The organism is Massilia sp. Root133 (assembly GCF_001426525.1).
GTDB lineage: Bacteria > Pseudomonadota > Gammaproteobacteria > Burkholderiales > Burkholderiaceae_D > Telluria > Telluria orientalis.
Genome location: NZ_LMEW01000033.1, coordinates 447996 through 460404 on the forward strand (window position 1 = coordinate 447996; position 12409 = coordinate 460404).

Here is a 12409-nt window from a genome sequence, read left to right on the forward strand (position 1 = left end):
CGAGGTAGGACTGTCGAAAATCTTGAGGTACTTACCCATCTCTGGTGTAATGTCAGACTTGTAATTTCGGTCTATAAGGAGCCTCGATGCGCCGACTGTTCTGCCTCGCCTTTTTTGCCGCGACATCACTTCCCGTATTCGCCGCCAGTCCAACCGAGGTCGTTGGGGAGTACCATGCAGCCGTCGCCAGCGGTGATACCGCAAAGGCGCTGTCGCTACTCAGTCCCGCAGTCCAGATCTTCGAGAGTGGTCATGTCGAGCAGTCAAAGGACGAGTACGCAGGGCACCATCTTCCCGCCGATGTCGCTTTCGCAAAGAGTACAAGCCGGAAGGTGGTGAAGGGAAGCGAGCGGATTGCTGGCGACATGGCCGTCGTCATTCAGGAAACCGAGACGCAAGGCACGTATAAAGGTTCGGCGGTTCGTTTGTTTGGAACGGAGACCGCCGTGCTCGAGAAAAAAGGCGATACCTGGGTAGTCACGCACTTCCATTGGTCGTCGCGCAAGGCAAAATAGGGGAAATGGCGACACATGCATGCGCCAGAAGATTTCGACAACCTGACAATCCTCCTTGCGTTCCTTGCATCTGCTTGCGTTCTGGTCGCGATGCTATTTTTCCTTGTATGGCTTCGATGGAGCGAGAAGCGCAAACCTCGCAAGGACGGAAGTCAGCGAAAGCTGACTCGTCCGGTACGGAAGAATCGGCGGAGCTAGAGGGGGACCTTCGGATTCGGCTTCAGTTCGGGGGATTGCTGCGGTTTCGGCAGTTCCCTCGGCTAGATGATGGATTCATCCGCTGGTAATGGTGGGGTTGTATCGCTGAGCTGCTTCAAGATTTCACACTGTCCCGCAGGACGAGCCGATTCGCATCTCTGCCTAAGCTCGGAAAGCTGAGCGTGCAGAGCCTGTAGCTCGGCAATCTGCCGGTCAATCGACAGAATATGTTGGTCGACTAGGTTATTCACCCCGCCGCAGGGTTGATCCGGGTGATCTTGAAAGCCGAGCAGGGTCTGCACTTCATCCAGCGACATTCCCAGAGAGCGGCAGCGCCTGATGAAGTGCAGGCGCTCGACATGCGGCGCACCGTACATTCGATAATTTGCCTGGGACCTGAGTGGCGGGGGCAGCAACCCTTTTTGCTCATAGAACCGTACAGTCTCCGGCTGACACCCCGTCAGCTTCGCCAGCTCACCAATTCGCATATTCATGTACATCTCCGCTTGACCTTGTAGTAGCTACAGGGATTCTAATACGGGTTATAGATGTGGAGGTACTTATGTCGTCTTGCTGTTCGGGATCCTGTAGTTCCCAATCGCCGCCGCCTGACAACCGCTATCGCAAGGTGCTTTGGGTTGCGTTGCTCATCAACTTTCTGATGTTCGGCGTCGAGCTGGTAAGCAGCCTGAAGTCAGATTCTGTATCTCTGCTGGCGGACTCGGCCGACTTCCTCGCGGATGCCGGCAACTACGCTGTCTCGCTATTCGTGCTCGGGATGGCCACGATCTGGCGTTCGCGCGCAGCGTACGTCAAAGGCATTGTCATGGGCGCGTTCGGCGTGCTCGTGTTGGCGCGGGCGCTCTGGATTGGCCTGGGCAGCCACGCGCCGGAAGCAGAAACCATGGGCGTGATCGGCATCGTCGCGCTTGCCGCAAACGGTGTGGTCGCGTTTTTGCTGTATGCCTTCCGAAATGGTGATGCCAACATGCGTTCGGTCTGGCTTTGCACGCGTAACGACATGATCGCCAACCTGGCTGTGCTGCTGGCCGCGATCGGGGTCTTCGGCAGCAAAGCTGGCTGGCCCGATATCGCAGTTGCCAGTATCATGGCTGTGCTCGGCCTTTCGGGAGCGTGCGATATCATCGGGCGCGCCCGTTCCGAATTGCGTGGCTTGAGCACTTCAACGTCATAAGACCATCACATGCGCCGCTGGGTCATCATCATCCTGCTTCTTGTCTATCCGCTCCAGGTCGCCCTAGCAGCGGCGGACAAGTGCTGCGTGACGACACCCGCCGGCCTTACCCATCACAGCGTCGGGCAGGCCGGCGCCATCGCTGCTGAACCCATATTCGTAGCCGACGACGACAGATCAGCCTTGGCAGACCCTCACTGCCCAGCCTGCATGTTCGGACACGTTCTTTACCTTCCGTCGGATTCCGTCGTCATACCTGGTGAGCGTCACCACGCTTCGACGATCGCGTTCGACCCTCCTTTCCTGACTGCTCCGCCGGTCGCCCGCCTCGAACGGCCCAAATGGTCTGCCGCCGCTAACTAGCGCGCAGATTTTCCACAAGCGAGCCGGGTGGCTCGCGTGTCCCTGCGCGCCTGGTCTCACCATTTTCAGGAGCAGGAATGACTATCCAACCCAAACGACTATGTGCCCTGGTCGTTGCGGCCGCATTGGCATGGAGCTGCAGCGCAGCCGAGCCCATGCGCGTGGCCCCAGGCACACCATCATCTATCGATCTACCGACGGCGATCCGTCTAGCCCTCGATCAGCCTGCGGTGCGAGCTGCCGCCCACGAGGTGTCGGCGAGCGAAGCGACGGTCGACCAGGCTGGCCGCTTGCCGAATCCGGAGCTGGAATACCTTCGTGAAGGCCAGCAGGCCGGGATGCGGACGACCACCGTCCAGATCAACCAGCCAATCGAACTTGGGGGCAAGCGCCAGGCCCGCGTCGCACTGGCCCAGGGCGCAGTAGGTCTGGCCAAAAGCGAGCAGATGGTACTGCGCCAGCAGGTCCGGTCCGACGTCATCGTGAGCTATTACGAGGTGCTGGTCGCCCAACAAAGACAGGCGCTTGCACGGGCCCTGAGCGAACTGGCCCGCAAGGGCGTCGAGGTTGCCGGCAAGCGCGTCGCGGCTGGAAAGATCTCCCCAATCGATGAGACCAAGGCTCGCCTTGCCGCGGTCGATGCGGCCACTGAACTGAACCAGGCCACCGCGCAGCTTGTCGTTGCCAGGACAAAGCTGGGTGCCTTGATTGGCAGGCCAGCCGAATCGGTCATCCTGAAGGAGCCGGCGGACCAGCTCCCTCAGGTGAAGCCGCTCGAAACGTTGCTTTCTCAAGCCAAGGATGCCACGTCGGTCCAACGTGCCCGCAGCCAGCTTGCGGCCCAGGAGGCGCAAACCAGCGTGGAGCGTGCGGCGCGCGTGCCTGACCTGACGCTGTCCGTGGGCAGCCAGCGCGATGACCAGGTCGGACGGCGCCAGGCCGTCGTTGGCCTGTCAGTACCGCTGCCGCTCTTTAACCGTAACGAGGGCAACCTCAGGGCGGCGCTACGGCGTACCGACAAGGCGCGAGAAGAACTCGCGGCCGCTCAAGTAAACGCCTCATCGGAGCTCGCTACCGCCTACACCCGCTACGAAGTGGCAAGGAACGAGGCCATGCTGCTGCGGCAGGACGTGATCCCCAATGCCAGGTCCGCCTACGAGCTGACGCTCAAGGGCTTCGAGTACGGCAAGTTTCCCTTCCTGGAGGTGCTCGATGCGCAGCGCACGTGGTTCCAGGCGCAATCACGCCAGTGGAATAGCATGCTAGAGGCCTATCGCGCCTATGCCGACATCGAACGAATCGCCGGCACCGCTGAACAAGATAACCGAGATACGAAATGACCAAGAAACAGAAACTGTCGATCGCGCTGATGTGCGTGATCGCTGCCGTCCTTGCCGCCCTAATGTTGTGGCGACAGCCCGCAGCCCCGGCCGCTCAGCAGACTGCGGAACACGCGGAACACAAGGATTCGCATGGCCATGATGACCGGCATGCCGAAGAGAGCGAGGCGCCGGCTGATGCCAAGGATGAGCGCAGTATCGCGATGACCGAGGCGCAGATCAAAGCCAACGGTATCTCGATCGACACCGCCAAGCCAGCCATGATTCAGGAACGCCTGCACCTGCCGGCGCAGATCAAGGTCAACGCGGAGCGGACCGTCGCGCTGGCGGCGCCTGCGCAAGGTATCGTGCAGTCGGTACTGGTATCGCCTGGCGCTACGGTCAAGAAGGGGCAGGCGCTTGTCGCCATCCAGAGTCCGACCGTGGCGCAGTGGCGCGCAGAGTTGGGCAGTGCCCAGCAACGGCTGAACCTGGCCAGGACCACCTACCAACGCGAGAAAACTCTGTGGGAAGAGCGGATATCCGCACGCCAGGATCTCGATGCCGCGCAGACGGCGCTGAAGGAAGCCGAGATCGCCGCACAGGCGGCGCGGCAGCGGCTGAGCGCCCTCGGCATCGCGACGAAAGACGAAGGGGTGTCGAGCATCGTGACTGTCCGCGCACCGCTGGATGGTGTCGTGATCGAGAGGCCGGCCGTGGCCGGGCAGGCAGTCGATGAGACCAAGCCGCTGCTCACGATTGCCGACCTGTCCCACGTTTGGATCGAGGCCGCCGTGCCTGCGGACAGCCTGCCGCAAATCGGTACTGGGATGCCGGCGAAAGTCAGCGTCAACGCGCTGTCGAATGAGCTCGATGGAACGGTGTCGTTCGTCGACCCCGTCCTCGGCGTAACCACGCGCATGGCCACGGCCAGGATCACGCTGCCCAACCAGGGGCTGCGGCTGCGTCCCGGCATGCTGGCAACCGCCGACCTGATGGGACCTCCATCGAGCGTTCCCGTGACGGTTGCCAGTGACGCCGTCCAGACCATCCATGAGCACAACGTCGTGTTTGTCCGTACCGGTGCAGGTTTCCGGGCGCAGGACGTCACCATTGGGCGCTCGGACGGCAAGCGGACCGAGATCGTGAAGGGACTGGCAGCGGGCACCAGCTATGCGGCCGGTGGCAGCTTCCTTCTCAAGGCTGATCTCGGCAAGGCCGAAGCCGAGCACGACGACTGAGCAGGGCGAACATGTTCCAGAAACTCATCGAACTTGCCATCGCCCGCCGCTGGCTCATCGTCTTCGCCGTGTTCTGCCTGGCCGGACTGGGTGTCTACAGCTACCAGCGCCTGCCGATCGACGCCGTCCCGGACATTACCAATGTCCAGGTGCAGATCAACACCAGTGCGGCGGGCTATTCGCCGCTGGAGGTCGAGCAGCGCATCACCTTCCCGATCGAGACCGTGATGAACGGCTTGCCTCGACTTGAGCAGACCCGATCGCTGTCCAAGTACGGACTGTCACAGGTCACCGTCGTGTTCAAGGAAGGCACCGACATCTACTTTGCGCGCCAGCTCGTGAGCGAGCGGCTGCAGGAAGCCAAGGCCAGGCTGCCCGCCAACGTCGAGCCGTCCATGGGCCCGACCGCTACCGGACTCGGCGAGATCTTCTACTGGACGGTCGAAACGAAGGAGGGCGCCCGCAAGCCGGACGGCAGCCTGTACACGCCCGCGGACCTGCGCGAGATCCAGGACTGGATCGTGGCGCCGCAGCTCCGCAGCGTTGCCGGCGTCACCGAAGTCAATACCATCGGCGGCTACCTGAAGGAATACCAGGTTGCGCCGGACATGGCCAGGCTGACGAGCCATGGCTTGTCGCTCGCCACACTGGTCAATGCGATCGACCGCAACAACGCCAACGCGGGCGCCGGCTACATCGAACGGGGCGGCGAGCAATTCGTCGTGCGCACGCCAGGCCAGGTGAAATCGATCGAAGAGATCCGCAACATCGTGCTCGACGTCGTGCAGGGCGCACCGATCAGGGTGCGCGACGTCGCCGATGTGGAACCCGGCCGCGAGTTACGCACCGGCGCCGCAACCGAGAACGGGCGCGAAGTCGTGCTGGGCGCGGTCTTCATGCTCATCGGCGAAAACAGCCGGGCGGTGGCGGAGAACGCGCGCCGCAAGTTGGAAGAGGTGAATCGTTCGCTTCCCGCCGGCATACAGGCGCTGCCGGTGTACGACCGCTCGGTGCTGGTGAACAAGGCGATCGCCACGGTCCGCAAGAACCTGATCGAAGGCGCCTTGCTCGTCATCGCGATCCTGTTCCTGTTCCTCGGTAACCTGCGCGCCGCCCTGATCACGGCATTGGTAATCCCGCTGACCATGCTGATGGTGTTCACGGGCATGGTCAAGGCCGGGGTCAGTGCGAACCTGATGAGCCTTGGTGCACTCGATTTCGGCATCATCATCGATGGCGCCGTCGTCATCGTCGAGAACTGTATTCGCCGGCTCAGCCTCGCTCACACCGCCGCTGGAAGAGAGCTGACGCGGGAAGAACGCTTCGCCGAGGTGGCTGCCGCTGCGGCCGAAGCCCGGCGCCCCCTGCTGTTTGGCCAGTTGATCATCATGACGGTGTATCTGCCGATCTTCGCCTTGTCCGGCGTCGAAGGGAAGATGTTCCACCCGATGGCGATCACGGTGGTGATGGCACTGGTCGCGGCGATGATCCTGTCGGTGACCTTCGTTCCTGCGGCGGTCGCACTGTTCGTCAGCAAGCAGGCCGCCGAGCATGAAAACAAGATCATGCACAAGGCGCGCGACCTGTACCGGCCGATGCTGGAATGGGTGCTTCGCAACCGGCCCGTTGCCCTCACGTTTGCGGCGCTGAGCGTGCTTCTATCCGGACTGCTCGCGACCCGGCTGGGAACCGAGTTCGCACCCAACCTGAACGAAGGAGATCTGGCGGTGCTCACCATGCGCATCCCCGGGACCAGCCTGCAGCAGTCGGTGACGATGCAGCAGCACCTCGAAAGCACGCTGCTCAAGCAATTCCCCGAGATCGAGCGCATGTTCGCGCGTGTCGGCACGTCCGAGGTGGCGACGGACCCGATGCCGCCAAATGCCGCCGACAGCTACATCATCCTGCGGCCGGAAAGCCAGTGGCCGGGGCCGCGCAAGTCGCATGCCCAGCTGGTGGATGCGATCACCGAGGCGGCCAACAGGGTTCCTGGAAATAACTACGAGTTCTCCCAGCCGATCCAGCTTCGCTTCAACGAGCTCATTTCGGGTGTACGCAGCGATATCGCCGTCAAGGTGTTCGGCGACGACACCGAAACCATGACGGCAACCGCGCAGCAGATCGCCCAGGTGGTGGGCAAGCTGCAGGGAGCTGCCGAGGTCAAGGTCGAGCAAACGGAAGGATTGCCCGCGTTGACCCTGTCGGTGGACCGGATCAAGGCTGCGCGCTATGGCCTGAACGTCGCAGACGTCCAGGAGGCCTTCAGCACGCTCGTTGGCGGCCGCGACGTCGGCATGATGTTCGAGGGCGACAGGCGTTTCGCCATCACGGTGCGCTTGCCGGAAGGTGTTCGCAACGACATCGACAGCCTGAAGCAGCTGCCGGTCTCGCTGCCGCCGCAGGAGGGGCGCGCAGCCAGTATCCCGCTATCCGAGATCGCTACACTGAGCTTCGTTCCGGAAGCGAATCAGATCAGCCGTGAAAATGGCAAGCGAAGGATCGTCGTCACTGCGAACGTGCGAGGGCGCGACCTGGGTTCTTTCGTTGGTGAACTCAAGTCCAGCCTGGGGAAGGTGAAGCTGCCAGCGGGAATCTGGCTGAACCTGGGCGGTCAGTTCGAGAACCTGCAGGCGGCCAGCCAGCGTCTTGCGCTCGTCATCCCCGCTGCACTGGCGATCGTGTTCGCGCTGCTGTACCTGATGTTCAACAGCATCAGGGATGGGTTGCTCGTGTTCAGTGGCATTCCGTTTGCCATGAGCGGCGGCGTGCTGGCGTTGTGGCTGCGTGGGCTGCCGCTGTCGATCTCCGCTGCGATCGGCTTTATCGCGTTGTCCGGGGTCGCCGTGCTGAACGGGCTGGTGATGATCTCGTTCGTGCGCTCGCTAAGGGAGCAGGGATATACGCCTGAGCATGCGATGCACGAGGGAGCGCAGGTGCGGCTAAGGGCGGTGCTGATGACGGCGCTGGTCGCTTCGCTCGGGTTCCTGCCGATGGCCCTTGCGACGAGTACCGGTGCTGAAGTGCAGCGGCCGCTGGCGACGGTGGTCATTGGCGGCATCCTGTCGTCGACGGCTCTTACACTGCTGATTTTGCCGGCGCTTTATACCTGGGCCCATAGGCGCACGAAGGCATAAGTCGTGTTCAGGGCCGGCTCGCATAACCGGTCCTGAACAATTGCAGATATACGAGAGATCAGAAACAGAGCGTCCAGCTTGGGCTTGGTAGAGTTGGGCGATCCTGCAGCTAATCCTGGTGGAGGAGATTGATGGGCCAGCCGGAAGACTTTCATGGGCAACTGCTCATCGTTTCAGTTGTTGTCGCGGTCTGCGGTGTGGGAGCATTTCTTGTGTTTCTTACATGGCTGGGCCGTAACAGAAAACGTAAGCATCACAGCAGGGGCCGAGCAGACAAGAAGTCTTCATTGGCTCGAAGGAAGCAACGCCGCTAGCCCGATCGATTGATTGGACGGCGAGGGTAGTGATAACAACGGAAGGAGCAAATGATGGGTTCTGGACACTCGCACGCCGTCAACGTGGGGCAAAGCGAACGGCCACTATGGTTCGCCTTGGGGCTGACGACGGTCTTTCTCATCGCCGAGGTAATCGGCGGGCTCCTGACCAATAGCCTGGCGCTGCTTTCGGATGCGGCACATATGTTTACCGATACAGCGGCGCTGGGGATCTCGCTGGCAGCGATCCACATCGGCAAACGGCCGGCGGACAAGCTGCGCACTTTCGGCTACTACCGCTTCGAGATCCTGGCTGCGGCGTTTAACGCCATCCTGCTGTTCCTGGTCGCGATCTACATCCTGTACGAGGGCTACCAGCGCCTGCGGCATCCGCCGGAGATCCAGTCAGGCATGATGCTGGGCATCGCTGTACTGGGCTTGGTCATCAACCTGATCAGCATGCGTATGCTCAGCGGTGGCAAAGAGCATAGTTTGAACGTCAAAGGGGCTTACCTTGAGGTGTGGAGCGACATGCTGGGCTCCATCGGCGTCATCATCGGGGCGATCGTCATTCGTTATACCGGATGGGGCTGGGTTGACTCGGCGATCGCTGTCGCAATTGGTCTCTGGGTGCTGCCGCGCACCTGGACGCTGCTCAAGGCCAGCATGAACGTCCTGCTCGAGGGAGTGCCCGAGGGAATCAAACTGGCCGATATACAGGCGGCGATTATGTCGGTTCAAGGCGTCGCATCGATTCATGACCTGCATGTATGGGCGATTACGAGCGGTAAGCCGAGCCTTACCGTGCACGTCGTGAGTAGTGAAAACCCTGCATCGTGGCCTGCGTTACTCGACAGGATTCGTGATGCTCTTGAGGAGAAGTTCGACATTCATCACAGCACTGTGCAAATCGAAGACACGCCATGTGAGCAAGCGCGGGAGGGGCACACGTACGGTGCGGACGTGGCTGTGGCTGTGGCTGGACATGCTCATTGATTATTTGAGCCTTTATCGGGTACGAATCGGCTTCGAGAAGCGTATAGCTGATTCTGGCCCGATTGCTGGCTTGCGGGCCCGGCAAGCAAGACCCAAAAGTGGGCTGTTCTAACTATCGCACCTTCGGGGGCCGCAGCGAGCGCATCCTGCCGGAGGTGCTGCCCAAGGTCAACCGCCTTCGGAACTCTAGGAAGGTGTTTCAACAACACCGATGTTCAAAAAGCCGTACGTTAGCCACAGCAGGGGCGCTCCAGTTGAATCGGCGGACACTTCACCGTGCCGTATGAGCAAAAGACGCAACAGTCACCAGCCTTTGGCCGCAGAACGACGGCACAGCCTTCGCACTCATAGTAGAACTGGCATGCATCAGTCGGCATGGTTTCTCGTTTGCTGTGCCCGCAGTGCGGACAGGTCAGGGTCGACTCTAAAATTGCCTCGGTCATCGCGTCACTTCCTGACAGTCGAAGGGAACCCTGCGTCAGCCGTCGCTTTGGTCAGCATGGAGACGTTGGCTTTGTCCTTATCCATGTGCACGGTCGCCGTCTTGTGCTCGAAATCGATTTTCACCTCGCTCACGCCAGGAACTTGTTCAAGCGCCTTCTTGACCGTGATCGGGCACCCGGCACAGGTCATGTTTTGCACGTTAAGGGTAAGCGTTTCTGAGGTGCCGGCGAAGGCCGATCCGCTCAGTAACACGGAGACGATGAATGTAGAAATACGCATAGGGAAATCCTTTTAATAGAACAGCGGGGCGTACAAGGGAAACGTCAGCAGTAGTACGACGGGGACGGCAACGAACCAGAACATGATGCGCTGGTTCCTGAGGACACGGTCAGCGGCGCAGGCGTCGCCAGGTGCGCAAGCGCGCCGACGCAGGTACAAGTTGTAGAAGGCAGCTCCTAAAAAAACTACTGTCAGCGCGGTGAGGTAGGGGCTATAGGGCTCGAACGCAATCAGGTTAGATGCCCAGCCGCCGCCGATGCCGAGCAGCAGGAAGATGAGCGGACCGGCGCAACATGCCGAGGCGCCAAGTGCCGCTAACACTCCTGCAGCCAACGATCCCTTCGTTCCAATTGCCATGCTCGCTCCAAACAGGTTTTACTCAAAAAACAGGATAAACTCCGTACACATATACGGAGTCAAGTGCATGACAGAGAAAATGACCATCAGCCGATTGGCAGGCGCCGCCGGTGTGAATGTGGAGACGGTCCGGTTCTATCAGCGAAGTGGACTGATCGATGAGCCGGCGCGGCCCTACAGTGGCTACCGCACCTATGGCAGCGAGGATGTACGCCGGATTCGATTCATCAAACGGGCACAGCTCCTTGGCTTTACGCTCGATGAAATCGCGAGCCTGCTCAAGCTGGAAGGCTCGCAGGCCTGTGCCAGCACCCGCGACTTGGCAGCAAAGAAGCTCGCTATGGTAGAAGCTAAATTAAGTGATCTGCTTGCAATGAAGACAGCGCTCGCAACGATGGTATCGCGCTGTGACAGCGAGCAACCGAGTGCAAGTTGCCCGATAATCCAGGCACTGATCGATGATTGATTTCTGCTGAAATCAGTTGGAAGCCGACCACGGTGCTGCGGCGAGGCTTGCATCAACTGAAGCAGGTAGTCGGAGAGTTGTAGAGACGCGAAGTACTTGTTCCCTTGCTTTGATTAGGTGCCAGTCCATTCCTCAAGCTGGCACTTTTTGTTGTAAGGCATAAGGGCGTTATCAGCCAGGACTGCGGTGCGGACTTGGTCATTCTTGACCATAATAGCCACTACCATCTCGTATTGTGAGGCGGAGATACCCGTGTATTGAATACGAATGACTGCCGAGTTGTCCGCAGCATACTGCGCTTGTCTCGGCCATGGGCGTTGAACCACATCTGAGACCTGGTAGTGCGCAGTCTTGTGGTAGCACTTCAGTACTCCCCTTGAAAGATCTGCGAAGCTTTCATGCATTCGGCCGACGTCGACAATGGCTGGGGCAGTCGCTTTCTCGATCGCACTAGTTGCCATCGTAGGATTCTTGAGAAAAAAAGCCAAGGCGGCGCTAATTGGGTCCATGTCGGTCTCTATTGCGTTGGTGGATACTTGCTGGTCAACATGCTTATAAATTGACGGGTTGGCCGACTGGATTCCACTCCCCATCAAGCAGGTATTTGACCAATCCGTCGAAGTCGAAATCATCGATTCCATCGCCCGGGAACTCATCGGGCATGACGCAGACAAATTCTTCCTTAAGAAAGTCCCATCTGATCGTTTTGGGCGCTTCTGGTTTGGTCAGGCCCCAAAAATATTCAATTCCCGGTACAGGCGCGACAGGAAGCGTGGCCTCCCGCGACAGTAACACCATCGTCGATGACGCTTCAGGGCTATGCCCATTCCAAACCGTTTTGACAAAACTGACCTTAAACATCGCCCCCCCTAACCAAAATAACACTATAGTAGACTCTTGGAAATTTTATAACCCCTAACGACAGGCTATGGCATCCGCACGAGAAAAAATTCCTCAACTGGGCTTATGGGACGATGAAGTGCCAAAGTTATCACACGACTCCTTGGTACTTTGGGCCTATAACAATGCAGAAGACTTGGTAAGAGCGTATCTGGCGGCATTTCCTGACAGGGACTTCTACAAAACATTGAGCAATAAGTGGAGTGGAGTTATCAATCATTCCAAGGTTCCTCTTGCAGACCTGCCGCCAATGCCAGAGAAGCCCTCCGAGATCGTGCTTAAGAAAACTCTGGAGCCAGTCATTGAGCAGTACCCAGAGATAGGAAACGGACGCTCCTTGCCTCGGATTCTGGGATACGCCGATCTGGTCATTACGTGGTACGCCCCTCAGATCGAATGGGGTGATGATCAACAGTGGCACGTTACCGGCCGCGGTCAAAGGCTTCTGGTCGAGGCGAAAACCGTGATGCCTTCGTTAGGGGAATTGATGCGTCAGCTCAATCTCTACCGTCTTGTCTACAGCGATGTCGTCGTGCTCACGCCGGACACCACTCATACGCAATTATTGCTTGAGCAGGGGATTCTGCTTTTCCCGTACAAAGCTGAGCAGTCGGATCGGTGAACGATCTCGAAAGTGCCGATCACTAGATGTTTCCTGCTCGCCCCGGGGAAAGCCCTAAGCACTCAG

14 protein-coding genes are annotated in these 12409 nt (G+C 59.6%); 8 read left to right on the forward strand and 6 right to left on the reverse strand.

Going from position 1 to position 12409, the window contains the following annotated elements; translation table 11 throughout:
* The first annotated feature begins 86 nt into the window (after positions 1–86).
* A complete protein-coding gene (locus ASD28_RS24495) occupies positions 87–515 on the forward strand; it encodes a DUF4440 domain-containing protein (RefSeq protein WP_056134694.1) in 429 nt (142 codons plus the stop codon).
* Positions 516–775: 260 nt separating this feature from the next.
* On the opposite strand, the gene cadR is transcribed toward ASD28_RS24495, so the two are convergent.
* Complete coding sequence (gene cadR / locus ASD28_RS24500; RefSeq protein WP_056134697.1) at positions 776–1207, reverse strand: Cd(II)/Pb(II)-responsive transcriptional regulator; 432 nt, start codon at positions 1205–1207, stop codon at positions 776–778.
* A gap of 149 nt (positions 1208–1356) precedes the next feature.
* Here cadR and ASD28_RS24505 point away from each other — a divergent pair, with 149 nt between their 5' ends.
* The 5 genes from ASD28_RS24505 (at position 1357) to ASD28_RS24530 (ending at position 9275) form a co-directional block, all read left to right on the forward strand.
* Positions 1357–1908: a cation transporter gene (locus tag ASD28_RS24505; protein WP_229412249.1), complete on the forward strand. Its 552-nt coding sequence runs from the start codon at positions 1357–1359 to the stop codon at positions 1906–1908.
* 440 nt (positions 1909–2348) lie between these two features.
* Positions 2349–3611, forward strand: a complete 1263-nt coding sequence (locus tag ASD28_RS24515) for a TolC family protein (RefSeq protein WP_082577551.1) — start codon at positions 2349–2351, stop codon at positions 3609–3611.
* Positions 3608–4831: an efflux RND transporter periplasmic adaptor subunit gene (locus ASD28_RS24520; protein ID WP_056134708.1), complete on the forward strand. Its 1224-nt coding sequence runs from the start codon at positions 3608–3610 to the stop codon at positions 4829–4831. The genes ASD28_RS24515 and ASD28_RS24520 overlap by 4 nt, the downstream gene beginning before the upstream one ends.
* A gap of 11 nt (positions 4832–4842) precedes the next feature.
* Positions 4843–7965 (forward strand): efflux RND transporter permease subunit, encoded by a 3123-nt coding sequence (locus ASD28_RS24525; RefSeq protein ID WP_056134710.1) that lies wholly within the window; start codon positions 4843–4845, stop codon positions 7963–7965.
* A 368-nt stretch (positions 7966–8333) separates the two neighbouring features.
* Positions 8334–9275, forward strand: a complete 942-nt coding sequence (locus tag ASD28_RS24530; RefSeq protein WP_056134856.1) for a cation diffusion facilitator family transporter — start codon at positions 8334–8336, stop codon at positions 9273–9275.
* A 230-nt stretch (positions 9276–9505) separates the two neighbouring features.
* Here ASD28_RS24530 and ASD28_RS32945 read toward each other — a convergent pair whose 3' ends face one another.
* From ASD28_RS32945 to ASD28_RS24540, 3 genes are read right to left on the reverse strand one after another with little or no spacing between them, the layout of a single operon-like run.
* Positions 9506–9718: a GDCCVxC domain-containing (seleno)protein gene (locus ASD28_RS32945; RefSeq protein WP_082577552.1), complete on the reverse strand. Its 213-nt coding sequence runs from the start codon at positions 9716–9718 to the stop codon at positions 9506–9508.
* Between the two features lie 4 nt (positions 9719–9722).
* Positions 9723–9998 carry a mercury resistance system periplasmic binding protein MerP gene (gene merP / locus ASD28_RS24535; protein WP_056134713.1) on the reverse strand — a complete coding sequence of 92 codons (276 nt, stop codon included), beginning with the start codon at positions 9996–9998 and terminating at the stop codon, positions 9723–9725.
* A 12-nt stretch (positions 9999–10010) separates the two neighbouring features.
* On the reverse strand, positions 10011–10355 hold the full coding sequence (locus tag ASD28_RS24540) for a mercuric transporter MerT family protein (protein ID WP_056134716.1): 345 nt from the start codon (positions 10353–10355) through the stop codon (positions 10011–10013).
* Between the two features lie 67 nt (positions 10356–10422).
* On the opposite strand from ASD28_RS24540, the gene merR reads away from it, so the two are divergent.
* Positions 10423–10821, forward strand: coding sequence for an Hg(II)-responsive transcriptional regulator (gene merR, locus ASD28_RS24545; RefSeq protein ID WP_056134719.1), 399 nt, complete (start codon positions 10423–10425; stop codon positions 10819–10821).
* Positions 10822–10934: 113 nt separating this feature from the next.
* On the opposite strand, the gene ASD28_RS24550 is transcribed toward merR, so the two are convergent.
* Together ASD28_RS24550 and ASD28_RS32070 are read right to left on the reverse strand one after the other, a co-directional pair.
* Positions 10935–11330 (reverse strand): hypothetical protein, encoded by a 396-nt coding sequence (locus tag ASD28_RS24550; RefSeq protein ID WP_156403937.1) that lies wholly within the window; start codon positions 11328–11330, stop codon positions 10935–10937.
* Positions 11331–11373: 43 nt separating this feature from the next.
* A complete protein-coding gene (locus ASD28_RS32070) occupies positions 11374–11682 on the reverse strand; it encodes a hypothetical protein (protein WP_156403938.1) in 309 nt (102 codons plus the stop codon).
* Positions 11683–11749: 67 nt separating this feature from the next.
* Here ASD28_RS32070 and ASD28_RS32075 point away from each other — a divergent pair, with 67 nt between their 5' ends.
* A complete protein-coding gene (locus ASD28_RS32075) occupies positions 11750–12343 on the forward strand; it encodes a hypothetical protein (protein WP_156650941.1) in 594 nt (197 codons plus the stop codon).
* Positions 12344–12409 lie beyond the last annotated feature (66 nt).